Below are 25,526 nucleotides of genomic sequence, written 5' to 3' on the forward strand. Positions count from 1 at the left end.
CGTTAGCTGCACTTTTTTTTTGTCACGAAATGCTTTGCAAAGAAAAATCTGATCAGCCTGTAGTAGTTCCTTCCGTACAATTTCTGCAAATATCTATTTGATCTCTCCCTTTAAGAATGGATTGTCGGAATGCTTTATAATTTTTACCTCTCCAAATGCTGAGAAAATCACTGGTCGCCAATTTGCCTAATTGATGGTCTGCATCCTTATCAAAACAACATGGTACTACTCTGCCGTCCCAGGTAATCACACAACCCTGCCACATTCTCCAGCATTCATTGTGTAGCGGATTTTTTATTTGGAATGTGCCATCTTCTTTTTTCTGATAACGGCTGTATACCTCCTGTTCCGGAATAAGCTTAGAACCATGGACATAGTTGTACACCTGTGCAGTTTTTAATTCAATTTTATCTACGCCCAATTCTTTCGCCAAAGTTTTTAATTCTTCAATTTCATGTTCATTGTGTCTCACCACTAAAAATTGAAATACCAAAAAAGGTGTTTTGGATTTTAGCTTTTCCTTTGCAGCCACCAGATTTTTTGTGCCTTGCAACACCTTAACAAGATCCCCGCCAATTCTGTATTGTTCATAACTTTCCTGCGTAAGTCCGTCAATAGACAATATCAGCCTGTCCAGTCCACTGCGAACAATTTTTTCACAAGTGTCTTCATCTAAAAAATGTGCATTGGTAGAACTGGAAGTATAAATATTTAACTGGTGGGCATGACGAACCATGTTCAGTAATTCAGGATTAATAAATGGTTCTCCCTGAAAATAAAAAATCAAATTGGACAAGTGATTTTTCAATGGATCCAGGTATTGCTTAAATTGATCTAACCTTAGATTTCCTGTAGGTCTTGTAAATGCCCTCAGTCCACTGGGACATTCCGGACACCTTAAATTACAAGCAGTGGTGGGCTCTATCGCAACGGTCACCGGCATTCCCCAGTGGATGGACTTGCCACTCATTTTGGAGATCCTGAAAGAAGTCCAGACCTTGAATGTATTCATGGCTTTCCGAAGAGTCCACTTCTTTAAAAATATTAATCCTTCCAGGTAATCTTGCCTCATCACTAACAAAGATGGTAATAAAGCAGAAATTGATCGCCTGCTTTTTGAATCCCTTATATTTGCAAAAAAATAGGGAATGAAGTTTCTGATCGCTGGTTTGGGGAACATGCATATTGATTATTTCGGAACCAGACACAATGTTGGTTTTGAAGTGGTGGACGAACTTGCTGGAAATGCAGAGGCTTCCTGGAGTCAGGATACCCACTGTCATCGTTCGGTAATTAAACATAAAGGCCATCAGTTGATCCTGATTAAACCAACCACCTATATGAATCTTAGTGGCAAAGCGGTTCGCTACTGGTTAACGAAAGAGAAGGTGGAACTTAGTAATCTTCTTGTAATCCTGGATGATTTGAATATTGAGTTTGGCAGTATAAGACTCAGGGCCGGGGGTTCTGACGGCGGGCATAATGGACTTAAAGATATAGATCTTCAATTGGCTACAAATCAGTATCCACGTTTGAGGGTAGGCATTGGCGCTAATTTTTCAAAAGGTCGTCAGGTTAATTATGTTTTGGGTAAATGGTCAGAATCTGAAGCCGCCAAAATGCCGGAAATTCTAAAACTATGTGCAGATACCTGTTTGAGTTTTTGTGCAGAAGGGATGTCCAATGCGATGAATAAATTCAATGCTAAAAAGGTAGAATAAAATGAACCCCGAAATCGCCAAATGGTTTGCTTTAACCGGTATTTTATTGTTGATTGCGGCTCTTATCATTTATTTTTTAGGCCCATATTTGAAATGGATCGGTCATTTGCCCGGTGACATTGCCTTCAAAAAGGAAGGTTTTAGTTTTTACTTTCCATTGAGTACAATGATTTTGTTTTCCATTTTGTTAAATTTAATTGTCAGGCTGGTCAGATTTCTGAGTCAATAAGCAAGCTGAATCCGGATTATTTAAAATAATATATATAAATAATTATAATATTTTCGATCTTTGTTGATCCTAACAGGGATTATGTATCAGATTATACTTTGTTTTTTAACTGCTTTTATCCTTACCTATATCGCCATTCCGTCGATCATCAATATAGCTAAAGTTAAAAAACTGACAGACGAACCCGGAGAACGCACCTCACACAGTAAAAGTATTCCGACCCTGGGTGGTATTGGGATATTCGCTGGTGTAGTGTTCAGTATCATACTTTGGACTCCGTTTCAGGTTTTCGGTAATCTTCAATATATACTCTGCGCATTTGTCATTATATTTTTAGTGGGTGCAAAAGATGATATTCTGCCACTAACTCCTTACAAGAAAATTCTAGGTCAGGTGTTCGCGGCGGCAATTTTGGTTTTTAAAGCCAATGTCAGAATTACAAGCTTTTATGGAATTCTTGGTATTCAGGAACTTCCCTTGTGGTTTAGTATTGTCTTTTCTTTGTTTACCATCTTAGTCATCATCAACGCATTTAATTTGATCGATGGCATCAACACACTTTGTGCCAGCACAGGTGTTTTGATATGCGTGACCCTGGGTTATTGGTTTAAAGAAACAGATCAGGTGGTACTGAGCATCATATCTTTTGCATTGGTAGGTTCTTTAGTTGCCTTTATGAAATTCAACATCAGTCCTGCTAAAATCTTTATGGGGGATACAGGATCTATGCTGGTCGGTACTATTTGTGCTATTCTTGCGATCAGCTTTATTGAGGTAAATAAAACCATGGAGCCATCTGAACTTAAAATTGTTTCCGCACCAGCATTTGCCATTGCTATTCTTTTCATTCCGTTATACGACACTTTGCGTGTATTCATCATCAGAATATTCAATGGGCGGTCACCTTTTACTCCGGATAAGCAGCACATACATCATGTATTGATTTCATTGGGGATGAATCACCTTCAGGCGACTTCGATTTTGATTTCAGTCAATACTCTGGTAATCATGTTGACATTCAGTTTACTTGAAATAGGTAATTTCAATTTATTATTGATGATTCTGTTGTTGGGATTTGTCTTTTCAGCTGCAATTCATTTTTTGGTCAGACGTAAATCCACAGGATTGTTGTTATAAAATAAATGCTTTGAGCGTATACCATTTTCTCTTGGTTTTTATAGGTGGAGGTACCGGTTGTTGTTTGCGATATAGCCTTGGGGTCATCACTTTTTCTCATCCAAAGTTATTTATGGTACCTACCCTTCTGGTAAATATTTTAGCCTCATGCATCCTGGGATTTCTCATGTACCGCTACATTGCACATCCGGAAAAAGAATGGATACGTACCCTATTGATGGTTGGATTTTGCGGAGGATTCAGCACTTTTTCCGCTTTCAGTTTTGAAAACTTTTTATTGCTAAGAAATGGAGAGTGGTTGTGGGCTGCAGGATATGCCATGATTAGTGTGATCGCATGTCTGGCAGCAGTAGCAGGTGGGTATTTCCTGTCGAAATTATATTGGTAAGCCTATTAAATTATTTAAAATTAAATGTAATCATTACAAGAAAGCTATTGAAACTTACAACCAATTAGATTCCTATTCATTTATATAAACTACCAGCCAAAATACAGACTGATATTTATTAATTAACTTTGCAAAAAAATAAATAAATAATTGATGGAACAAGTTGCTAATCAACTGAAATTTAAAGTAAAAGACCTCAATCTTGCAGATTGGGGAAGAAAAGAGATTGAACTTGCCGAAGCTGAAATGCCGGGTTTGATGTCTCTAAGAGAAAAATACGGTAAGGTAAAACCCCTTAGCGGAGCCAGAATTGCAGGTTGTCTTCACATGACTATCCAGACTGCAGTATTGATAGAAACATTGATCGAGCTGGGTGCTGAGGTCAGCTGGTCCTCTTGTAACATCTTCTCTACTCAGGACCACGCCGCAGCCGCTATCGCCGCAAGAGGAATTCCGGTTTATGCCTGGAAGGGAATGAACAATGAAGAATTTGACTGGTGTATCGAACAAACATTGTTTGCGTTTAAAGACGGTCAGCCACTAAATATGATCCTCGATGACGGTGGTGATCTAACCAATATGGTTTTGGATAGATTTCCTGAATTGATTGCCGGAATCAGGGGAATTTCTGAAGAAACCACGACTGGGGTTTTGAGATTGTATGAAAGAGTACAAAAAGGTACCTTGAGCATGCCTGCAATCAACATCAATGACTCGGTTACAAAGTCAAAATTTGACAACAAATACGGTTGCAAAGAATCCTGTGTGGATGCCATTCGCAGAGCCACTGATTTAATGATGGCCGGAAAAGTTGCCGTGGTTGCAGGATATGGCGATGTGGGAAAAGGTTCTGCTGCTTCACTTAGAGGTGCTGGTTGCAGAGTGATTGTTACCGAAATCGATCCTATCTGCGCATTACAGGCAGCCATGGATGGATATCAGGTTCTTAAAATGGATAATGCGGTTAGGATGGCAAACATAGTTGTGACCGCAACCGGAAACCGTGATATCCTTGTAGGACGACATTTCAAATTGATGAAAGACAAAACGGTGGTCTGTAACATCGGACATTTTGATAATGAAATTGATGTAGCCTGGTTAAATACCAATTACGGAAACAGCAAGGTTGAAATTAAGCCTCAGGTGGATAAATATACCGTAGATGGTAAAGACATTATTCTGCTCGCAGAAGGAAGGTTGGTTAATTTAGGTTGTGCTACAGGACATCCATCTTTTGTAATGTCCAATTCTTTCACCAATCAGGTTATTGCTCAGATGGAGTTGTGGTCTAATCATGGCAGCTATGAAAACAAAGTGTACACTTTGCCAAAACATTTGGATGAGCAGGTAGCCAGATTACACCTGGATAAAATTGGTGTCGAACTGGAAACACTGGAGGATCATCAGGCAAATTATATTGGGGTAAAGAAGGAAGGTCCTTATAAACCGGAATACTACCGCTATTAATAAAAATATCAGGTGACAAAATCTGAATTCAATCCGCAGCAAAGGACTTGCTGCGGATTTTTTTTTAATCCAAACAGCCCGTCTCAATTGGCACAGAGACTTTTATTCATTCTCTTTATTGTTTGCCATAATTTAAATGCCCAAAATTCTGCTTCCTCTTTCCTGAGACCGGCTGACAGCCTTGTTAAGAAAAGGGTATTTTTAGCAGGGGGTTTCTCTGCTCTAAGCTATACTGGATTTTCTGCAGGACTCTATTTTGCATGGTACCGAAATCAAAATTTAGGAAAATTCAGACAGTTCAACGATTGGAATGAATGGCGCCATATGGATAAAATGGGTCATTTATACAATGGGTTTTTTCAAAGTGATCTGATTTATCAGGGAGCACGTTGGACCGGAATAAATAAACGACATGCTTTATTGTATGGAGTAGGGATCTCTATGTTGTTCCAGTCGACCATCGAATTATACGATGGCTTCAGTCCCAAATGGGGTTTTTCATGGCCTGATATGGCCGCTAATGGAATCGGAGGTGGGCTTTTTGTTGTCCAGGAAGCCCTCTGGAACGAGCAAAAATTTTATTTAAAATTTTCATCTTACCCCATAAAATATTCCAGGCAACCAGTACTTCACCCACGGGCTGATGAGTTGTTCGGGACAAGCCTTGGCGAACGATTGTTAAAGGATTATAATGCGCAGACATACTGGCTTTCCTTCAATCCTGTCCATTGGAGTGGAACTTCGAAAAAATACTGGCCAATGTTCCTCAACATTGCCTTAGGTTATGGTGCAAACAACCTTTATGGCGGCTATCGCAATGAATGGGTAGAAAAGGATGGGACATTCAGAAAGCTGGATGCCTTAGAATATCCACGCTATGCTCAATACTTACTTTCACTGGATATAGATCTCAGAAAAATACCTGTAAAAAATCCTTACCTCAGATCCGTCTTCCGCATACTAAACATTTTCAAGTTTCCATTTCCCGCACTGGAATTTAATAGTCTTGGAAAGTTGAAAGGGCATTGGTTATATTTTTGAAATATACCTATTACCAGAAAGAAAAATATTCCCGCAAATTAGGGGCTTGGATGTAAATAACTCGAGCCCCAGAAAGATGAGTTAAGACCTGCTGATAAATTCATTTACCATGGCCAAGACTGATTTGGTTTCTTCTTCAGCAGATTTTACATATTCATCGGCTTCTTCAAAATATTTCTTCTTCAAATCCTGATCCTCCAATCCTGAAGCATTGATTTTAACATTTAATGCGGCTCCTTTTATGGCAGCCTCCAGGCAAAGAGCACCTACACCTGCATCAGAGATCGAATTTGGGTTGCCATTTTCCACCATTGCTTTGGCAAGAGGCATTGCCAAACTTGCCAGTTTAATGGTTTTCAGAGGTACTTCTATGGCTACTATGGTAGCTTTTTTAATTGCTTTTTTTCTGGCCTTTTTATCCTCCGGGGTCACTTTTGGAAGTCGGAAAGCCTCCATAATCATATTAAAGGCGGCGGTATCTTCATCGACCAATTCCAATAGTTCTTTACTCAATTGCATACCCTTAGAAGCTATCTCTGAAAAATAACTCAGTTTATCTTCATATCCTTTCTTATGTGCCGTAAGGTTGGCTACCATGGTAGCAAGCGAAGCCCCCATGGTGGCGGCATATGCACTCACAGAACCCCCACCCGGAGCAGGACTGTCTGACGCTGTTTCTTCAGCAAATTTTTTCAACGATAGACTGGCAAGAGGAAATTTTTTATCTTCAAGCATATTTTCTATAATTCTTTGGTTGGGTAAAAAAACGGAAACTGAATTCAGTCCTAAGGATTGGATGGCTATTTGAATCAATTCTTCTTCTGTAACGCCAAGTGATCTTTTCTGCTTATTCAGGAAGTATTTACCACAATCGATAAGTGCTTTCTTTGGAACGAGTCCTACAAGCTCCGATCCGGTAACTATCAGACCATATTGTTCCGCAGAACGCCTGCATTCCTCAAAAGCGATGTGTAACGGTGTTTTATGCAAATCTGTTAGATTCATGGAGATCTGGGCATAGCCATACTCTTCAATATACCAGCCAATAGCCTTTACTCCGGGACATGAACCCGGGATCCTTTCAATTTCTCCAGACTCATTTTTCAAAAGCTTTTGAGTCTCCGGATCTCTTTTTGGTCTTCCGTTTTCGCGAATATCATAAGCCACTTCATTGGCCAGACGGACGGACTTTGAGTTTAAATTTACATTGTAGGCAATCAGAAAATCCCTGGCCCCGATTACAGTAGCCCCAGCCAGGACATTAAATTCAGAAGGTCCATAATCCGGTTTCCAGGCTTTCTGTTTCATCTTTTCAGCAAAGCCCTCATATTCTCCTGATCGAATTTCAGCCAGATTGCGGCGATGCGGTGCTGAAGCTGCTGCTTCGTACAGATATACCGGAATTTTAAGTTCTTTGCCTACTCTCTCCCCCAACTTTTTAGCATAAACAGCAGTTTCCTCCAGGTTAATTCCTGAAATAGGTATCAGGGGACAAACATCGGTCGCCCCCATCCTTGGATGTTCCCCTTTGTGTTGTCTCATATCGATCAGTTGGGAGGCTATGCGGATGGCTTGAAAAGCTGCTTCTATGACATCTTCGGGAGCACCAGCGAAGGTAATCACCGTTCTGTTGGTTGATGCCCCAGGATCTATATTCAGTAATTTTACGCCACGCACACTTTCAATCGTCCTGGCAATTTGTTGGATAATTTCAGGATTCCTACCTTCACTGAAATTTGGAACACATTCTATAATGGGTTTCTGATTCATACGTTCTATCTTAACCGGTGCAAAAGTATCTATTCTACCATAATGCTGAACTTTAAAACCTGTCATTTTCTTTCCTTTTGGTTTCTGGTGCTCTGCTGGAAGGGTTCAGCCTACGGGCAAAATTTTGAAATTTCACCTGAAATCAATTTAAGAAATGATTTTGCTTACTACATCCTTCCATTTGGTAAAGAAGTAAGTGTGATCAGAGATAAATCATATAAGTTGACGATCCAGAACCTTCGACCAGACATGAGTTGGACAGTTGAAAAGGATTTGGAGCTCAAAGGGCGTAAGTGGCGGATTCTCGATACCTACACTCATGGCAATGACATCGGTATTCTTTATTTGACCAAAGTAGAAAACAAGGTTGAAATTTTTTACGGTACTTACGATCAAAACGGAATTCTAAAGCAGGAGTTGGTTCTGCCGGTAAAAACTGTTATTGAATATCCTCTCGAGTTTAATCTCATCAGTTCGGATAATCAGAAATGGGTTTCCATGAGTTTTAACGACCGGAAAAATATTAAATGGATTTGTGTCTTTAATCGCTTCCATCCTGAAGAATTTTTAGCCAAACCAGCAGAGGAACTTTTTGATTCAGAAAATGAAAATGTAGAAAAAGCATCACTTGGAGATGATGGCAATTTTTATTTATTGTGGATGAATGACGAACATCCTGGTTTCAGAGATAAATCCATCATTAAAATCCAGGGAGTTGACCAATTGGGAAGGCAAATCCTCAACAAAGAAGTTGTGCTAAAGGAAGGATTTGACATTTATGATCTGGACATCAATTACAATAATTTCAATAAAAACCTATACTTGGCTGGATTGTACAAAGAAAAAAACGAGCAATATGCCGACGGTTACTTGATTCAGAATCTGAGTAATGGGGAAGAGCTGCACATGATTGAATTCGATAAGGAAAAATTAAAAGAGTGGACGGGAAAGAGCAAAAAATCTTCCGTCTCCTCCTTAAACTTTGCCATCAAAAAAATATGTTTCAAAGAAGATGGGTCCTCTCTCGTGTTTATGGAAAACAGTAAAGAACTATCCAGAAGGCCTTATTTCAATAATACTTTGGATAATTCAGGTATCGGCACCATGAGGTGGGTTGATTATTATTTTGATGACATATTTGTTGTCTGTTTTAGCCCGAATGGTGAAAAACAGTGGGAAAATATACTTCGGAAAAAACAATTTTCACAGGATGACGATGGATTGTATTCATCCTTCTTCATTTTCACCAATCGATCGTTTTTGAGAATCTTGTTTAACGATGAAATTAAAAATGAGTCCACCGTTTCTCAATACCTCTTACTTCCTGATGGGCGGATCAACCGGAAGAGTGTATTAAATACCAGCAACACCAAGCTGAATCTTCGGATTACGGATGCCATCCAAATTGACGAAACGACCCTTATTGTGCCCAGTGAGAACAACGGAAAGATGAGTTTGGTCCGATTAAATTTATTATAATATATTCTAAACAAATGGTTTACATATATAATTAATAAAATTTAATAATCAGGAATGAAAAGAAAACGGGAAATCCTATATTTGCATCCCCAAATTAACCCAATGGGGTCAACATTCAAACTGAAGTTGAAAATGTAAAAGTACTTAGGGTTTTGGTTGCCAAAAATTGATTCTACAATTTATATGGGAGCTTAGCTCAGCTGGTTCAGAGCATCTGCCTTACAAGCAGAGGGTCACTGGTTCGAACCCAGTAGCTCCCACTCAAGCCTCGCAATAACGATCTCCGGTTTTTTGGGGTGTTGTGCGAGGCTTTTTTATTTCCTTGGCCGGGTAGTTCAACGGATTAGAATATCAGATTTCGGCTCTGATGGTGAGGGTTCGATTCCTTCCCCGGTCACTCTTTTCGATGGTAATAATTATATAATAATTTTTCATGCAGAACGCAGTGTCCATATCCAATTTGGGAAGTAAAAAGTAATCACAATATTTTGATTTTAACACTATTTATATTTATTAGTATTAAGAGAATCAATATTTCGATTTAATTGCTTCTTTTACGTCGCACATTTTTTAATCGTTTACTTATTATTCGGAGACAACAAAAAATTATTTGATCATCCCTTTTGAAAAATATCTCTGAATTTTAAAAAGAAATTACTTCTATAAAGATGATTTACTTTCCAGGTATATAAAATTTCAAAATCATTGATCGCAAGTACTTCTTGAATTCCTAATTTTTGTTTGGACATAAAAATTTGGAAGTGTCCTTGGATTTGGATTTTCCAAGACCTTTACTCTTAGAAAATGACAAGATCCGGATGCGGGTTGTCCTTCTCCGTAATCAACTAAGACTTTAACTGAAAATGATTGTCGAGGGGCAATTATACGCGGATCATTGCGAATCACAAAACGTGCATCTGATAAAGGTGCACTGAATAATTCGCTATAATCATATGAATGAACCTGGAAATCATTAGTATTTATAACAGGAACTCCTTTCTCAATAATCATTTGAATGTCTTCTAAGGAGAAAGAATTTTTGGTTTGATTCAGCACCTTAAACCGAAAAGATATCTTTGATCCAGAAATTTTATCCAATTGCAAATCACTTAGTAAAATATTAGGATATATCCCCTGACCGCCAGAAAAAGTTTCTTGTGCTTTTGCAAATGAATTGAAAGAGATAAATAATAATCCCATTAAATAAAATAAAAATTTGTTTTGCATACTATTATTAAACTATTTATTAAAAAGAGCGATAAGGTAACTTTTAAAAATCTTCTTTTAAATTATTCAATTTTTTAAATCGAAAGAATGTTAAAATGATGTGTGTTAAAATTGAAGAAGGTTTTAACACACATCATATTTTAAAAGAATTAGTCCGCTTTTATAAAATTTACTGCTTCATTTGAAGACATGCTTCCAATAGTTATAGGAGACACTTTGCCATTGCTAATCAACATCGTGGATGGGTAAGCCGAGATCTTATAGTCACGTATAACTTCAGGTGCCAGAGTACCATCGATGACCAGAATATTCACGTTTGCTGCGGCACTTTGTACCTCAGGAGATTTCAAGGTATTACTCATGGTTTTACAGGAAGGACAGTCAGGATCCATAAAGACTACCATGGTTTTCTTAGATGAACTTTTCAAATTGCTTGATAATTCTGTGCTACTGCCCATCACTTTTACAGATGTATTGTTGAAAACGGTACTGAAATCACCACGCGTTGGATTAATCACATTCGGATCGTTGCCCGGTGGAAAAGCTCCGTTGAATCCACCTTTAGATCTACACAGGGCCCCACCAGCAGTTGGCATTCCAATCATTCCTCTTTTAGCGCATTCTTTTTTCGCAATATCAGCATCAGAAACTCCTGCACAATTATAAACACCGACGTTACCATCGCCAGAAATATACATTTCCGACATATCTCCACCACATTCGCCGAATAAACCAGCCATTTTTTCACATTCATGAGTGTTCCATCCATTGTTGTCGCAATATTGTTTGAATCTTTTCAAACGTTCGCAACCGTTATCAGAATCCATTCCTGGAGGCAATGGTGTGGATGCACCACCTCCTCTTTTTGGGGGAGGGTTGGCATTTTTGGCATCTCTGGAAGCAGTCTCTTTTGCTTTTTCAGATGCGCGTAATTTTGCCAAGTCTGCATCTGCCTGAGCACCTACTGCATCTGTCACTTGAGCATCCTTGTATGCAAAAAATGATTTAATTCCTTGATAAATAATAGCACCAGTAAGGACTGCTCCTACAATGACCAAGCCTGTGGCTGCAACTGTTGTTGCAATGCCAGTACCTGCTGCAGCGGTAGTACCAGTTGCAGTTCCAGTAGCTGCGGTTCCAGTAGTTGCACCCGCTCCTGCAGTTGTACCTGCTGCTCCAGCAGTTGCACCAGCGGTGGCATCTGCTGCAGCTGCAGCTAAAGGTCTGGCAACTTTCGTGGTGATTTCACCCGCCTTAGCAAGCCTTACCCCTAACGAGGAATGCATTCCAGCAGTTCCGGCAGATTCAAATCCTGCAGCAGTTGCTTCGATCGCTTCGGCAGATTCAACCACTTCAACAACGGCTTCACCTGATACCGCTAAGTCATAAGCAAAATTAACCACTGTCCCTTCAAAACCACTCATAGAAACCATACCACCTGATGTCAGATTCGATCCCGTGGATCCGCAATTTGCGATCATATTATCCATGGCTGATCTGGCTTGATCAATTCTTGCAGAACGTGCTGCTCCGCCTGTCTTACCGTTAAAAGGTGCTGTCAATCCCGCGTTTCTTGACGCAGAGCAAGCATTTAAAACCGTAGCACCTGCGTCAGCAGATTTTTTCTTTCCTTGAGAATCTGTACTTTTAAAATCCGCACCAAGGTCATTGACTACTGAGGCACTAGATCCACAGCCTCCGACAACCGCATTCTTTCCGGGAACATCTTTTCCGTTGAACAAAGCTGAAATATCCGCTAGAACCTGTGTCATGTCCTCAGGAATCATTATCGCCCTAAAAATATCCACAAATGATTTTTTATCGAAAAACATAAACTTCTTGTCATCTATCACATGATAGAATTTACTCCATTTAATATCTACAATTTTTCCATTATGTATGATCTTATTCCTGTCTGCTGAAATTTGACAATTTACCTTGCCATCAATATATGATATATAAGACTCTAAAAGGTTTTGTTTAAAAACTATGTCTTTTATCATAATTCCGTTGTCATACACCTTTGTAGGTCCGCATCTTTTGCCATTTTGCCAATCTTCCTTCTTGATGATCCTTCCCTTGACATCATAAGTTGTAACTTGTATGACTGGACCACATTGTAGGTTGGTAATCAGTTTACCCTCTTGGAATATCAAGCCACTAGGATATTTAATTCTAAATTCTTTGTCTTGAGCATGCAATGAAATACTCAAAATGAAAAAGAAAAAAGCACACAAGAACTTAAATAAGTTCATCGTGTCGGGTTTAAAAATAAAAGCATTTTTTTTCATTGGAAATTTTTTATAACGATTTTAAAAAAATTAATTGACTGAGGTTCTTTTAATGTGGATAACTAATAGTTCATTTATACCTTCTCGCTTAAAAGAATGAATGTCTCCACTTGATGCCTGATACTTATATAATTGACCATTTAAAGTGATGAACCCAGGAGTAGGTGTTGGATTTCCTCCCATTCCAAATTGTCCGCTAATCGTGACCAATTGAGTAGCACATGTCACAGGGTTTCTCAGAGAGATATTTTTTTCTTTTAAACAACTGTTTCCCACACGGTCTGAAAGTATAAAAGATACATTCCCCGTGGCTGTCAAATTGTGCGTGTTTGTAAGAATTGCGGATGCACTTAATGCTATACTACCAAGATTGTATTTCTGCAAACTGAATACCAAACCATTGGTAACTGGTGCAGTAGGTTTTATCCAATCCATATAAGTAGTCCATCTTGCACCAGGTGATTCATTACAAATAGCAGGAATCAATACTTGTCCCAAAAGTTTACTTTCTAAACTCGTCAGTAAAACCAAATGGAAACTAATGACACATAAATAAGCAATCCTAAGTCGAAATATTTTTTTCATAAAATTTTGTTTTATAATTTTTAATTAAAAAAAAATAATTGAAATAAAATGGATATTGGAAAACCAATTTATTTAAATTACATTTTACTTTTCTTTTATGAAACAGAAATTAATAATCTCTTGTATTATTTGTTTCATCAGTTTCCAACACTTTTTGAAGTGCATCGATTACAATAGTAAATTTTGCAGGGTCAGACCAGACGTAAGGTTCGATCATTACCAGTTCAGCTTCAGATCTGGGTGTTATGGAGTAAATAAAGACATCCTGTTCAGGATTGCAATCGAGTTTTCTAAATAATCTTTTTTTAGATTTAGGCCTTACATAAGAAAATAATTTCTCTTCTCCGGATGCTAAACCATTCAAAGTCTGACTCTGAAGTATGGTACTGCCATTTTTTAATTGGATGGTAAATGAAGTTGTAGTTGATTCACCAATATTTTTAACACCCCATCTGATATCGGGCCAGTTTACTTCTTGGTACACCACAGGATTAGCAGCTGTAGGTGCAGGAATTTGTGCCCGTACTATATCAAGGGTTGTTCTATTGGTACTCACTTTAGAAACATTACTACCTGAACAATTAGTAGCCATTGAACCAAATTTTCGATTGAGACCCGCATCCGTTAAATCAGGCAATCCAGTCAGTTCAGTAATCGTATAATTATTTGAAATCCTATACACATAGTCACCTTTGTTACAAATAATATTTGTAACCTTCCACCTTATCGTATTAAATGTTTTAGGTAAAATCAGATTATTTTTAAAATTTACAAATAAAGTATCAATTTTATCGGCGACATTCGATTTTGTATATAAAACTTCAAAATCATTTTGGGATGCATCTAATGCGTAATTATAAACAATGCCAGACCATTGAATAATAATTCGGTATGTCTGCTTAGCATAAACATTTGTCAATGCATCCATATTGTTAAACAAAATCTGAAATTTCTCTACTCTTGGAGGTGGGGACCAAATGCCAATAACAAATTTGGCGGTCAATGTTTTTAACCCTAATATATTTCCAAATAAACTTATTTCTCCCTGGTCAAATAGACTCATTGGACCAGAATTATCTGATGTAATTATGAGGTCTACATATGTCTCACAGGGATTGTTATCTCTCTTCTTTGCTCCTATCGTAATATTTATTCCTGATTTGTTACATGTTGCCGATTCAACAAAATCAGCATATTTTACATAAACTCTCATGGTTTCGGTTACAGTCCGATAAATATCCGGATTAAAAGTCACCCTTGACCCACACATTAAAATCTTACATACTGTCTCCTCCGAATGAACAAAATACGGAGTTGACAAAATCAAAATTATACCAACAAATAACCTTCTTATCACACTATAAACATTATATTTTTTCATTTTTAATAATTATTTGAAATAAAATTAAATACTAACGCATCATACAAGCTATACCCGCAATTGGGCTTATACTTTGAAATACAAAATTCTTGTCATAATCCACTCTGACTCCGTAAGACAACATCACATTTCTACTGATTCGCCAGTCTCCACCATATGAAGTAGTCAATGAATTTGCCTGGACCAAATTGATTGTGTTATCCTGAAATATTAGTGAATTGTTAGTTTGGGTGAATAGTGCCTCCGCAAAAAAATTAAATTTTGGCGATCCATACCTAAAATTAAAACCGCCTGTAAATAAATTGATATTCTCTCCCTTTAAATCATCTCTGATCACGACGGTTTTAATCAATCCCGTCATCAAAATTTTTGATCCAATACCATAACTTGCATTTAGCCAGACAGCATATCCACTTCCCTTTAGATCCAATTTTAGGAGAGTGTCATTCTTGTAGGAGTAAATTCTACCATAGGCTAGATCAATAAAAGAAGCATTCCAGTTCTTCTTGGCAAAGGCGGATGCTATATCCAGATTATTTCGTTTTTGTTCTATATCCAACAAATCGGATTGGAGTTCAACATCTTCCAAATGAATTTTGATTGAATCTCTCTTCACTTTATCCTTCTCAGCCTTAAGCGCTGTTTTTTGTACGGCTAACTGATCAAGAATTATTTTTCTGCGCTCATTAAAGGCAACTTCTGTTTCACGAAACAAACTCGGATCGAGCAGAGCATCTTTTTGTCTATAGACGGTAAGTTTTGTTGCCCATGACAATCTTCTCACCTGTGAATCATCCTCTATAGTTCCAGCTGAAAGATCCAGGGTAGATAGCAATTGCATGAACTTTGATGCCTTTCGATATTTTTCCAGAGTACTTTTATTATAAACTATTTCCCATATGGGCTGTGCCTGAAGAGCCAGATTAGGCCTGAGCCTCCAAGATTTAAACGCCCAGTCTACTTTAAAATCTCTGATATTTCCAGGACGTGCAACCAATGCATTATTCGCTCCAATCATATCAAAAGCAGGTGATACCGGAATGGCAAACTCTGAAGCAACAGGAATATCTGATGTAGAACCCATTTGAGCTTTAATCTGTCCAATAGACCCAAGAATTATTACCATCAAAAAATAAAAATTCAACCTCATCCTCTGAAAATTTGAAATTGTATCATTAGTATTTTAAACTTCAAACCATTCCCTTGCACGCACAAAGTGATTTGAATGCTTACAATAACTTATTGTAGCTTTTAAAAAAAATGTAAAGAGTAAAATAAAAAAAAAGAGTGGTCAATTTTGGATGATAAGTATCTGATTATAAAATAATTATATTTTACAATCAGATAAGAAAGAAATGAGTCCCTTATTTTTATTGGAAAAAAAACGAACAAAAAGCCAATAATAAACTGATCCATAATGGTTGTTGTAAAAGAATTACCAAATGGATGGTGGGTAATTACTATGAAGCACTTTTTGATCCCTGACTAGATATTACTGTATCGGGGAAGAGAATGGAATGAAAATTTTACAACAATAACTTAAGGTAGTCCAACAATTTTTGGACAGTGGATGAAATTAAAGAAAATATACCGATAATTATCTATTTAACAGACTTTTTTGAAGGCTACGGGCACTCTTAAAATAACTATGGTCTTCATTGCTTAAAATCAACTTTAATAATTGTGCATAGGAAGGCTTGCACTTAGGTCCACAGGCCAAATTGTTTAGTAATAGGTACCACTCTATTTCCTCTTTCGCAAATTGATCCTTTTCCTTGGACAAGCATAGACTGTATAAAATATTTGCTCTTTCATATTGTTCCAGTTTAAAATAAATATTTGCCTTGAAGAAATCAATATATGGTTTGTTAAACGACAATTTACTTAAAATTTCTAAAGACTTATTATAGTCTTCATTATTAAATGCCAATTTTGCAGAGTCTAAACCACTCAGTGCGCCTTGACCCCGCACGTATACAATATCTCTTGGTTCAAAATAAAATTCCATGGCAAGATCCATAGAATTGCCCCCAAATTCCGTATTCTTGATTTGAGCAATAGGAGGAGAAATTTTGTTTACAGAGGTTGAATCACTTTCTTCCACTGGATTAAGCATTTTCGGAGATAAACTATCCTCAAGTGGGATAATTTTCATTTGATTGCCATCTGTCGGATATTGACGACCTTCCATAGGATACTGGATTTCCTGTTTTGAATTTTTCAATATAAAAACCAGCAACAATCCTAATATTGCGGTGGTGGCATATACAATAATTCTTATTTTTCTATATTGCCTTAATCGCTTTTGTTCAAGACTGATCTTACTTGACAAGCCCTTATCTCTAAGCTGTTTCACTAACAATTGCATTTGTTCAACTTCCCCCTTTAATTGAACATTATTTTCCAGCGCTAACTCAAAAGACTTGAGCTCTTCACCAACCATTTCATTATTTACATATCGTTCTATGTCTTCAGTTTTCATAGTCTGACTTGTATTTTAAAGAAACAGCTGATAATTTTTTCATGCATTGACTTCTACTGACTCTCAGAGAATCAACACTGGAATAATTGACCAATTTCAAATTTATTTGTTCCTCATCCTGGTAACCGTCAAGATATTTTAATTGTATCAGTTCTTTACAAGGTGAACCAATTTCCCCAAGTATCTTATTGACTAGTTTTAAATTCTCCTTTAGATAAAAAGAGGCCTGAACATCCTCTGAATAAGTATGAAAAGCTTCTTCCAATTCAATGGTTGAAACTGCTCTTTTGGCTCTTGTTATATTTAAAAACAAATTTTTACAAATCCCGGTAAGGTAAGTCTGTGGGGCCGATAAACTGGCGTCATAACTTCCTTCCTGTATTTTACGTATAAATAAAATAAGGCCATCATGCATCACATCTTCTAAACAATCAGACGTCAACCCCATTTTTTTAATAAATTGTAAACAACTCCCTTCCACTTTTTTCAAGATATATTGTATGGCCTTCGAATCCTCCTTGGCCAGTTCCACAATTAATTTGTCCTGATCACTAAATCTGTTAAAGGGTGTTCCTAATTTAATCATAATCGAAAATCCCAACCCATTTATACATCGTTCATCAAAACATAAATGTACAACAAATATCTATTGTAATAAATTGAAAAAAGGTAAAGTCCTGAGTCTAATTGTACCTCCGGAACATGCGAAAATATTTTAACTTATTTTAAAATGTAGAAAAAATCACCTACAATTCTATTCAATCAAAACAAAGCCGGCCCAAAAATATGGATCTAATCCTTTATTCCTCATGTCCTTTTGGGCATCATGAAACGCTGTCGGTATTGACTTTCCATCCCGCAACCATTTTTTATAAAATGAAGTCATTAATAAACTTGTTTGCTTATCTGGAACCTGCCATAAACTCATAATGATATACTTTGCTCCTGCTAGCTTAAATGCTCGCTGCAAACCATATACTCCTTCATTACGGTGAATATCACCCAACCCAGTCTCACAAGCAGAAAGAACTACTATCTCCGTATTTGAAAGATTCAATTGGCCAATTTCCAGCGCGGTAAGGATGCCGTCTTCAATACCTTTTAAAGTTTGCTTGCCTGTCCAACTTGCATTCCCGCCTGCCAGGATTAAACCGGAACGCAACATTGGATTGTCAGAAATCCTAAAAACTAATTCATGATCATCTGTCAATGAATTTTGAATACTTTTCTTTGGATCTTGGAAAAAGTATCCATGAGTGGCAATATGAAGAATTCCTGGCGAAGCTTTCAGACTCGAACAAATTTCTTTAAAATAAGCTTCACTAGCTTCATTTCCTTTCTTCAGATTAACCTGATACCCACTTGATTTAAGTATCTTCCCTATCTCACTAACTTCTCTATCAGTACCCAATAAATAATTCCAGGAACCCATCCTCAAACTTGAGTCTATATGGTTAAAAGTAAATTCACCCCTGGATCTGGAAACAACCATTGATTCAGTTGAAATTATAGATGAGTCCGCATCAAATTGAATTCCACCTAATAATAATGCATTCTTGCTGTTATATGTATTTTGATTATTGGTAATTAATTTTCGCGAACTGGTTATTTCAATAAGTTGATATTTATCATCTAATACTTGATCTTTTGAAATCGGGATTGCGTGCATATTAATTCTGTGCAACAACCCACTTGGTGAAAAATATACAGTTGTTACTCCTGATAGTAGTGGGTCCACTTTTTTCCAAATTATCTCATGCAATGAGTTATTAAATTTTGAATCATTACTTGATGAAGTATTTTTAAATGAATATAAGGAATTAATTTGCTCATTCTTGCTGTCTACTTTAGTTGCAAAAATGGCTTCAAGCTCTGATTCATCACATAAAGACACAAAAGAAGGCTGTGTCATCCCAGGTTTAAGAACTAAAGCAGCATAAACCATGCGATCACTACTTTTGGTGTATTGCCGATAATGAATAAAATCCACCATGGCTTCATTTTTATGTAGTGATTTTTGAACCTCCTCCCATTTTATCTGTCTGTTTACGTCTGCATAGTTGCTGCTGATTCTCACAATTTCCTTTTCTAAATTATTGGATTTCTGTTCTATACTAAGGATAAATACACTGTCCCGGTCAACAATAGGCTTAGTATATTCTATAGCAAGAAGTCTTAAATAAGATTTTAGCAAGTTAAATTTATCACTTGCTACAGAATCATACAGAGCAATCCGCTTATTTTGATTGGCAATTTCAAGTAAAAATTCTTTATAAAAAAGGTTGTTATCATAACAGTTTTTTGAAATATCAGAAACCCATTCATTAGTAATTAATTTTCTTTCATAAATACTACTTGCTAATGAAAAAAGATAGTTTTGTCTTGTTACAAATACATTCAAATATTTTTGAAGTTCATTTGCAGATAAATGTTGAACGGCCTTACCAATAATTTTTTGATTTAAAGAATCCAATTCCTTCATTAGTGGCTCACACTTTTTGTAATCCTCCATTTCCATATATAAACATGCCAAATTGCTTAGACATAGGGTATATTCAGCGGTCTGGTTTCCCATACTTTTCCCAATTATTGCTTTCGCTTCATTTTGCAAAAATTCAGCCTGATCATACTTTTTTTGAATTTGATACAATCTTCCAAGATTGGTTAACAATATAGCAAAATCAGGGTGCTCATTCCTGGATAATTTCTTTTGAATCTCCATAGCTATAAGATAATTCGTTTCTGCCTTCTCATACTGATGCATACTCAAATAGGTATTAGCTAAATTAGCTAATGCTTCTGCAAAGTCTGGATGATCCTTCCCTGAGATTTCTGCCATTATTTCTATAGCCTCCAGAAAATAGTTTTCAGCCTTTATATAATTATTCATTTGACCATAAAGAATACCAAGATTTTGCAAACTGGAAGTATAAAACTGGTTCTTCCGACCTGATACTTTTTTCTTTATCTCTAAAGCCTCTAAAAATATTGCTTCAGCTTTTTCAAAATTTCCTAGGCTCATATATAAATTTGCAAGATTGTTTAAGTTGCCGGCATATTGTTCAGTTTCCTTACCGGTATTTTTTTCTAACCTTTCCAAATTATCCAAAAATATATTTTCTGCTTTACCATATTCGCCGGTTTTATCATATAAAAGTGAAAGCATACTTAAAACATTGACATAAAAAGGGTGTCCCTGATCATGCAGCTGATTTGTAAAAATATCTATTGCTTCCAAAAAAACTATCTCGGCCTTTTCATAATAGGCCATATTGTAATATATTTTTCCTAACAGGAATAGATTGCCACAGTATTCTGGTGTATTCTTTCCAATTGTCTTCAATCTAATATCCTTGGCTTCAAGAGCATATTCTACTGCCTTTTCATAATTTCTGGTTTCCATTTTTATAATTCCCAGATTATTTAAGCATTTGGCATAAACTGGATTTTCATTACCAACTTTTCGCTTAAATACCTCTTTTGCTTCTAAAATAAATGGTTCTGCTTTTTGGAAATTTCCCATTTGACCATACAATGATCCTAAATTGAGTAAAGTTGATGCATAATCAAAATGATCTGAACCTAATACTCTTTTCCTAACATCTAAAGCCTCCAGGTACCATTTTTCTGCCTCACTTTTGTCCCTAACAGACATTTCAAGGATTTTTCCATAGTTATGGCAATATTTTCCATATGATGCTGATTCTTTGCCAAGATTTTCAAGAATGATTTTTTCAACCTTTGTATTAAACTCCAAGGCGGCTACGTAATTTCTTTTAGCCGTTAACTCCTGACTGATTTTCACCAAACTGTCCACTTGATGAATGAAAGTTGTGTCAGTGATTTGAGAAAATAAATCACACTTCTGAATAGAAATAATGATCAATAAAATAGTAATTTTTTTCATAAATCGGTTTAGCATAAACATATTTGAAATTCAGATACTTTCTGCGACAAAATACGGAATGTTAACCGATAACAATGATGAAAGTTAATTCTGATTCTTATGAACCCATGAATTTCTTAATAATTATATTTATTAGGATGAATATTAGACTACTGTATTGTATTTAAAAAATTGAAATGCAATAATTGCCTTGTATAAAAGCCAAGATTAATCATCAAATACAAGAAACTAAATTTTAATTTCCTTCCAGGATCCTCTTTTAAAAAAATACCAGGCAGCAAGCGCGACAAATGTTTCAGCAAGTGGTATTGCAATAAATGCTCCCGTTGGTCCCCAACCAAAATAACGGGCCATTAGTATTGCTACTGGAATTTGAAACAACCAAAATCCAACAAAATTTATCCATGTTGGGGTTTTTGTATCCCCTGCTCCATTTAAAGCTTGCATCATCACCATACCAATTCCATAAAAAATATATCCAGCACCCATAATTTGTAATGCCAGGACACCATACCTGTGCACCTCTTCTTGCGATGTAAAAATTGAAATGATCGGCGATGAAAAAAATACAAACAAAAACATTACTACAGCCATAAAATAAATGTTGTATCTGGTGGTAAGTAAAACACTTTTTTGTGCACGGTCTGGATTTCCGGCCCCAAGATTTTGTCCGACCAAAGTGGCTGCAGCATTGGATAATCCCCAAGCCGGTAAGATAAAAAATACAACATTCCTGATGGCAATCTGATATCCTGCACTGGCATCTGTACTTCCTGTAGTAGAAACAAGATATGCTAAAAATATCCAGCTACCGCTTTGTATAAAAAATTGCAAGGTTGCCGGCCAGGCGAGTGTGAGAATTGATTTCTGAATCGCCCAGTCAATCTTGAAATGTTCTCTTTTAATTTTCAGCATACCGGAACCTTTGAAGAGATGATAAGTCTGATAAACCACTCCTGCTGTTCTTCCTATGGTTGTTGCTACTGCCGCTCCGGTTAGTCCCAGTTCCGGAAAAATTCCATACCCAAAAATTAATAATGGACAGAGTATAATATTGATCAAACTTGCAAGCCATAAACTTTTCATGGCAATCATTGGATCTCCGGCACCCCGAAAAATTCCGTTAATCAAAAACAATAAGATAATTGCAGTAGTCCCGCCAAGCATAATTCTGCTGAATTCAGTTCCTGCGAGAATTACCTCCTGTTGCGCACCCATAATTTCCAGCAAATCCGGCGCATAACAATAACCCAGCGTTGCCATCAGAAAAGAAACTAAAATCGCTAGAAGTATAGATTGTGCTCCGGCATGTGAGGCTTTTGCAATATCTTTTTCTCCAATCCTCCTTGCAACCAAAGCAGTTGCAGCAGTACTTAAACCAATCCCAACTGTATAGATCAACGTGACCATGGATTCCGTAAGTCCTACCGTTGCAACCGCTGCGCGACTGTCTGGTAATTTACTTACAAAGTACATATCTACCACTGCAAATACAGATTCCAGACTTAATTCCAGTATCATGGGAATCGCCAGAAGTACAATAGATGACTGAATACTTCCTTTTGTATAGTCATGCTCTTCGCCTCTCAAGGATTGACGAATCAGATTAAATAATTTTGAGAATTTTTGACGGTGTTGTCCCATCCTATAATTTATCTAACTTACAAAACTAAACATTTAATGTTTCATTTTGTGATGGCGCTTAATAAGATGCTGCAATTCATAATGATAAATCATTTACTACAACAGCATTGAAAAATTCAAACCTATCTGCAGATCTCCCAGTTAATTTAAAAATCAGGAAAATCTACTGAAAAATATTTTCAAATTGATATTTCCTATTCCTCTTCAGTGGAAGTTGGTTGATCTGCTTCGCTTGTGGAATTTTCCTCAGAAATTTTTTGGGATGGAGTTTGCTCTACCGAAAGAGATGGGATGGAGTCTGATGGATCAGGTGCAGCTTGTCCGGTCTTGGTTTTAGACCTGGCTTTACTTGTTTTTATTTCTTCAGCAGCCTTGATTAACTTTTCTTCTTCCGTAGAAAGCACTTCATGTTGTTGTTGAATATTTTCCTGAATTTTAGCTTTGATCTTCTCTTCCTCTTCCTTTACCTTTTGTCTTTGCTCATTTCTTCGGGCATCTTTTTCTTCCCTCTTTTTAGCATTGACATTCGCTTTTTCCAACGAAGCTTTTACCTTAAGCAACTCATCCAGTTTTTCTTGTTTGAACTTGATCCGCTCTTCTATCATTTTAATTTTTGCCACGCGAATTTGTGCTTCAAGCTGGCCTGTAGAGGATTCAATCCTTCTGTTCTCGAAAGAGATATCCGTATGGTCTCGCGCTATTGCTTGCTCAATTTTAGTGATCGCCTGAATCAAGCCATCATATCGACTTTGGTTTCTGTTAGCCGGATTTGCGTCACCCCGTTGACCACCTGGTTTTCCGGATTCTCTTTTCGCTCTGATGCTTTTAAAGACTTCATCAATTTTAGACATCAGGGAAGAACGATCATCCCGGTTCAAAGCCATGGTTTTAAACTCTGTCTGAATTTTTATCATGTCATCAAACAAGGGCTTTAACGCAGCACCCTCAGTTATTTTATTTTCTATTTCAGCTATCTTGGATCTTAATCCATCTACAAGAGCTTTTGATTTTTGATTTAATTCTGATTTAAAGGCTGACCGAAGTTTTTTGAGTTCTTCAAACATCGCATCAGACTTTTGTCTGAGAGAATCAGAGTGGTCTCTGAACAGGTTACGGTCCATAATGTGTTTTTGCACATTTGACCACAGTTCTTTAAGATCATCCCAAAGATTCTGATCATAAACTTCAAGCCTTTTAATCTTATCAGAAAGTTCTTCAAGGTCATTTTTAAAATTGCGGTACAACTTGGAGGATAAAACTACAAAATGCCATTCCATTTGAGCGCGTTGGATCATATCTCCTCGCTCCACTTTGAGATCTTCCGGTAATATACTGTCAGACATGGTTAACTCAGTGGTACGGTGTACGGTACCTTCAGGAAAATTCAGATCCTTGCCTTCCCGCCATTGAGTCATTACAAGGTTATAATAATCTTCGCTGCATGATTTTTCGGGGATCGCCCAAATGTCAATTTTGTTTTCTTCTGCCTGAAGGGCTACTGCCAAAAGAACCTTCTGATCTTCGGCATTCGTTCCCCATACTACCAATCTTGTCCGCATGTCTGCTGTTTTTCCCGGTTAATTCAAACTATTTTCTGACACCATTTATTGGGTCAAGCTGTACTCTAAAATGACCACTGTGGTCCTTAAAAATGGGTGCAAAAATCAAACCAAAACTTCATAAAAAGAAAAAAGCCATGGTGTTTTTACTATTTAAATTTATAATATACTGAATATCAGTTTGTTATGTCTTAACAAAAACCCTGCTCAATCAGATATTTTGCGATTTGAACGGCATTTGTTGCAGCTCCTTTTCGTAAATTGTCAGCTGTAATCCAAAGATTTATCGTTTTTGGCTGAGACTCATCCAGCCTTACCCTTCCTACAAAAACTTCATTTCGGTTCTTTGCCTGAAGTGGGGTTGGATATTCGAATTTTTCAGGATTGTCTAACAACACCAGTCCCGAAGTTTCGCTGATCAAACTCCTGATTTCGGAAATTTGAATATCCTTTTTAAAAGCTACATTCACGGACTCAGAATGTCCTCCATGAACTGGCACCCGAACTGCAGTAGCCGTAATTCTTAGCGATGGATCCCCAAGAATTTTTCTGGTCTCATGGACCAATTTCATTTCCTCCTTGGTATAATCATTTTCCAGAAAAACATCACATTGTGGAATGCAATTTTCAAAAATTGGATGATGATAAGCCCTAGGTTCAGGTACTGGAACCCCATTACGCTCAGCTTCATATTGTCTGACAGCCTTCATTCCAGTACCAGTAAAAGACTGATAAGTAGATACTACAATCCGGTCAATTGAGTATTTTCGATGGAGTGGCGCCAGGGTCAAAACCATCTGTATAGTAGAACAATTAGGATTAGCAATAATCTTGGTATGTCTTTGGATGCTTCGACCGTTAATCTCCGGAACCACAAGTGGGCATTCCGGATCCATTCGCCAAGCTGAAGAGTTGTCTATCACAAAACTCCCTGCAGATGCAAACTTTGGTGCAAATTCTGTGGAAGTTGTTCCTCCAGCAGAAAAAATTGCTATCGCCGGTTTAAGTGCAATTGCATCTTCCATGCTAACTATGGCAACCTTCTTCCCATTCCACAAAATTTCTTTACCTACAGATTGCGCAGAAGCTACTGGAACCAATTCTGCTCCAGAAAAGCCCATTTCTTTAAGAACTTGTAACATGACCTGTCCCACCATACCGGTTACTCCTACGACAGCTATTTTCATACTTATAATTAATGCCGCAAAGGTACGCCCG

Annotated in this window: 20 protein-coding genes and 2 tRNA genes; 9 read left to right on the forward strand and 13 right to left on the reverse strand. The window is 37.1% G+C overall.

Features of this window, described 5'->3' with window-relative positions; genetic code table 11:
* Positions 1-52: 52 nt before the first annotated feature.
* Positions 53-1,072 carry an SPASM domain-containing protein gene (locus tag IPJ83_00170; protein MBK7878963.1) on the reverse strand — a complete coding sequence of 340 codons (1,020 nt, stop codon included), beginning with the start codon at positions 1,070-1,072 and terminating at the stop codon, positions 53-55.
* 76 nt (positions 1,073-1,148) lie between these two features.
* Between IPJ83_00170 and IPJ83_00175 the strand changes: the two genes are divergently transcribed.
* The 6 genes from IPJ83_00175 to IPJ83_00200 all read left to right on the forward strand — a co-directional run bounded on the left by IPJ83_00175 (position 1,149) and on the right by IPJ83_00200 (position 5,983).
* Positions 1,149-1,721: an aminoacyl-tRNA hydrolase gene (locus IPJ83_00175; GenBank protein MBK7878964.1), complete on the forward strand. Its 573-nt coding sequence runs from the start codon at positions 1,149-1,151 to the stop codon at positions 1,719-1,721.
* Between the two features lies 1 nt (position 1,722).
* Complete coding sequence (locus tag IPJ83_00180; protein MBK7878965.1) at positions 1,723-1,950, forward strand: DUF2905 domain-containing protein; 228 nt, start codon at positions 1,723-1,725, stop codon at positions 1,948-1,950.
* An 81-nt stretch (positions 1,951-2,031) separates the two neighbouring features.
* The gene (locus IPJ83_00185; protein ID MBK7878966.1) at positions 2,032-3,087 is read left to right on the forward strand and encodes an undecaprenyl/decaprenyl-phosphate alpha-N-acetylglucosaminyl 1-phosphate transferase; all 1,056 of its coding nucleotides are present in this window, start codon (positions 2,032-2,034) and stop codon (positions 3,085-3,087) included.
* 10 nt (positions 3,088-3,097) lie between these two features.
* Positions 3,098-3,475 (forward strand): CrcB family protein, encoded by a 378-nt coding sequence (locus IPJ83_00190; protein ID MBK7878967.1) that lies wholly within the window; start codon positions 3,098-3,100, stop codon positions 3,473-3,475.
* 153 nt (positions 3,476-3,628) lie between these two features.
* Positions 3,629-4,942, forward strand: coding sequence for an adenosylhomocysteinase (locus IPJ83_00195; protein MBK7878968.1), 1,314 nt, complete (start codon positions 3,629-3,631; stop codon positions 4,940-4,942).
* Positions 4,943-4,954: 12 nt separating this feature from the next.
* Positions 4,955-5,983: a DUF2279 domain-containing protein gene (locus tag IPJ83_00200; GenBank protein MBK7878969.1), complete on the forward strand. Its 1,029-nt coding sequence runs from the start codon at positions 4,955-4,957 to the stop codon at positions 5,981-5,983.
* An 81-nt stretch (positions 5,984-6,064) separates the two neighbouring features.
* On the opposite strand, the gene ftcD is transcribed toward IPJ83_00200, so the two are convergent.
* On the reverse strand, positions 6,065-7,753 hold the full coding sequence (gene ftcD / locus IPJ83_00205; GenBank protein MBK7878970.1) for a glutamate formimidoyltransferase: 1,689 nt from the start codon (positions 7,751-7,753) through the stop codon (positions 6,065-6,067).
* A gap of 42 nt (positions 7,754-7,795) precedes the next feature.
* Here ftcD and IPJ83_00210 point away from each other — a divergent pair, with 42 nt between their 5' ends.
* The 3 genes from IPJ83_00210 (at position 7,796) to IPJ83_00220 (ending at position 9,629) form a co-directional block, all read left to right on the forward strand.
* Positions 7,796-9,232: a hypothetical protein gene (locus IPJ83_00210; GenBank protein ID MBK7878971.1), complete on the forward strand. Its 1,437-nt coding sequence runs from the start codon at positions 7,796-7,798 to the stop codon at positions 9,230-9,232.
* A 185-nt stretch (positions 9,233-9,417) separates the two neighbouring features.
* Positions 9,418-9,492: transfer RNA gene (locus tag IPJ83_00215), tRNA-Val, on the forward strand.
* Between the two features lie 64 nt (positions 9,493-9,556).
* A tRNA-Arg gene (locus IPJ83_00220) sits at positions 9,557-9,629 on the forward strand.
* Positions 9,630-9,934: 305 nt separating this feature from the next.
* Here IPJ83_00220 and IPJ83_00225 read toward each other — a convergent pair.
* The 11 genes from IPJ83_00225 to IPJ83_00275 all read right to left on the reverse strand — a co-directional run bounded on the left by IPJ83_00225 (position 9,935) and on the right by IPJ83_00275 (position 25,495).
* The gene (locus IPJ83_00225; GenBank protein MBK7878972.1) at positions 9,935-10,432 is read right to left on the reverse strand and encodes a hypothetical protein; all 498 of its coding nucleotides are present in this window, start codon (positions 10,430-10,432) and stop codon (positions 9,935-9,937) included.
* 176 nt (positions 10,433-10,608) lie between these two features.
* On the reverse strand, positions 10,609-12,750 hold the full coding sequence (locus IPJ83_00230) for a hypothetical protein (protein ID MBK7878973.1): 2,142 nt from the start codon (positions 12,748-12,750) through the stop codon (positions 10,609-10,611).
* A gap of 30 nt (positions 12,751-12,780) precedes the next feature.
* Positions 12,781-13,335, reverse strand: coding sequence for a hypothetical protein (locus IPJ83_00235; protein ID MBK7878974.1), 555 nt, complete (start codon positions 13,333-13,335; stop codon positions 12,781-12,783).
* 109 nt (positions 13,336-13,444) lie between these two features.
* Positions 13,445-14,716 carry a hypothetical protein gene (locus IPJ83_00240; GenBank protein MBK7878975.1) on the reverse strand — a complete coding sequence of 424 codons (1,272 nt, stop codon included), beginning with the start codon at positions 14,714-14,716 and terminating at the stop codon, positions 13,445-13,447.
* Positions 14,717-14,747: 31 nt separating this feature from the next.
* Entirely contained in the window at positions 14,748-15,866 is a 1,119-nt protein-coding gene (locus IPJ83_00245; protein MBK7878976.1) for a hypothetical protein, read from the reverse strand.
* Between the two features lie 447 nt (positions 15,867-16,313).
* Positions 16,314-17,198: a hypothetical protein gene (locus IPJ83_00250; GenBank protein MBK7878977.1), complete on the reverse strand. Its 885-nt coding sequence runs from the start codon at positions 17,196-17,198 to the stop codon at positions 16,314-16,316.
* Positions 17,188-17,784, reverse strand: a complete 597-nt coding sequence (locus IPJ83_00255; GenBank protein MBK7878978.1) for a sigma-70 family RNA polymerase sigma factor — start codon at positions 17,782-17,784, stop codon at positions 17,188-17,190. Before IPJ83_00255 ends, IPJ83_00250 begins: the two co-directional genes overlap by 11 nt.
* A 168-nt stretch (positions 17,785-17,952) precedes the next feature.
* Positions 17,953-21,105, reverse strand: a complete 3,153-nt coding sequence (locus IPJ83_00260; GenBank protein MBK7878979.1) for a tetratricopeptide repeat protein — start codon at positions 21,103-21,105, stop codon at positions 17,953-17,955.
* Positions 21,106-21,333: 228 nt separating this feature from the next.
* Complete coding sequence (locus IPJ83_00265) at positions 21,334-22,749, reverse strand: MATE family efflux transporter (protein MBK7878980.1); 1,416 nt, start codon at positions 22,747-22,749, stop codon at positions 21,334-21,336.
* 194 nt (positions 22,750-22,943) lie between these two features.
* On the reverse strand, positions 22,944-24,308 hold the full coding sequence (locus IPJ83_00270; GenBank protein ID MBK7878981.1) for a hypothetical protein: 1,365 nt from the start codon (positions 24,306-24,308) through the stop codon (positions 22,944-22,946).
* Between the two features lie 191 nt (positions 24,309-24,499).
* Positions 24,500-25,495, reverse strand: a complete 996-nt coding sequence (locus IPJ83_00275; GenBank protein ID MBK7878982.1) for an aspartate-semialdehyde dehydrogenase — start codon at positions 25,493-25,495, stop codon at positions 24,500-24,502.
* Between the last annotated feature and the right edge of the window lie 31 nt (positions 25,496-25,526).

Origin of the sequence: Candidatus Vicinibacter proximus (assembly GCA_016713905.1) — a bacterium.
Lineage (GTDB): Bacteria > Bacteroidota > Bacteroidia > Chitinophagales > Saprospiraceae > Vicinibacter > Vicinibacter proximus.

Coding starts and splice junctions, on each gene's coding strand:
- IPJ83_00195 (MBK7878968.1), top strand. CDS start 3,629: ATGGAACAAGTTGCTAATCAACTGAAATTTAAAGTAAAAGACCTCAAT.
- IPJ83_00185 (MBK7878966.1), top strand. CDS start 2,032: ATGTATCAGATTATACTTTGTTTTTTAACTGCTTTTATCCTTACCTAT.
- ftcD (MBK7878970.1), bottom strand. CDS start 7,753: ATGAATCAGAAACCCATTATAGAATGTGTTCCAAATTTCAGTGAAGGT.
- IPJ83_00245 (MBK7878976.1), bottom strand. CDS start 15,866: ATGAGGTTGAATTTTTATTTTTTGATGGTAATAATTCTTGGGTCTATT.
- IPJ83_00180 (MBK7878965.1), top strand. CDS start 1,723: ATGAACCCCGAAATCGCCAAATGGTTTGCTTTAACCGGTATTTTATTG.
- IPJ83_00230 (MBK7878973.1), bottom strand. CDS start 12,750: ATGAAAAAAAATGCTTTTATTTTTAAACCCGACACGATGAACTTATTT.
- IPJ83_00225 (MBK7878972.1), bottom strand. CDS start 10,432: ATGGGATTATTATTTATCTCTTTCAATTCATTTGCAAAAGCACAAGAA.
- IPJ83_00240 (MBK7878975.1), bottom strand. CDS start 14,716: ATGAAAAAATATAATGTTTATAGTGTGATAAGAAGGTTATTTGTTGGT.
- IPJ83_00265 (MBK7878980.1), bottom strand. CDS start 22,749: ATGGGACAACACCGTCAAAAATTCTCAAAATTATTTAATCTGATTCGT.
- IPJ83_00260 (MBK7878979.1), bottom strand. CDS start 21,105: ATGAAAAAAATTACTATTTTATTGATCATTATTTCTATTCAGAAGTGT.
- IPJ83_00210 (MBK7878971.1), top strand. CDS start 7,796: ATGCTGAACTTTAAAACCTGTCATTTTCTTTCCTTTTGGTTTCTGGTG.
- IPJ83_00175 (MBK7878964.1), top strand. CDS start 1,149: ATGAAGTTTCTGATCGCTGGTTTGGGGAACATGCATATTGATTATTTC.
- IPJ83_00235 (MBK7878974.1), bottom strand. CDS start 13,335: ATGAAAAAAATATTTCGACTTAGGATTGCTTATTTATGTGTCATTAGT.
- IPJ83_00250 (MBK7878977.1), bottom strand. CDS start 17,198: ATGAAAACTGAAGACATAGAACGATATGTAAATAATGAAATGGTTGGT.
- IPJ83_00255 (MBK7878978.1), bottom strand. CDS start 17,784: ATGATTAAATTAGGAACACCCTTTAACAGATTTAGTGATCAGGACAAA.
- IPJ83_00270 (MBK7878981.1), bottom strand. CDS start 24,308: ATGCGGACAAGATTGGTAGTATGGGGAACGAATGCCGAAGATCAGAAG.
- IPJ83_00170 (MBK7878963.1), bottom strand. CDS start 1,072: ATGAGGCAAGATTACCTGGAAGGATTAATATTTTTAAAGAAGTGGACT.
- IPJ83_00275 (MBK7878982.1), bottom strand. CDS start 25,495: ATGAAAATAGCTGTCGTAGGAGTAACCGGTATGGTGGGACAGGTCATG.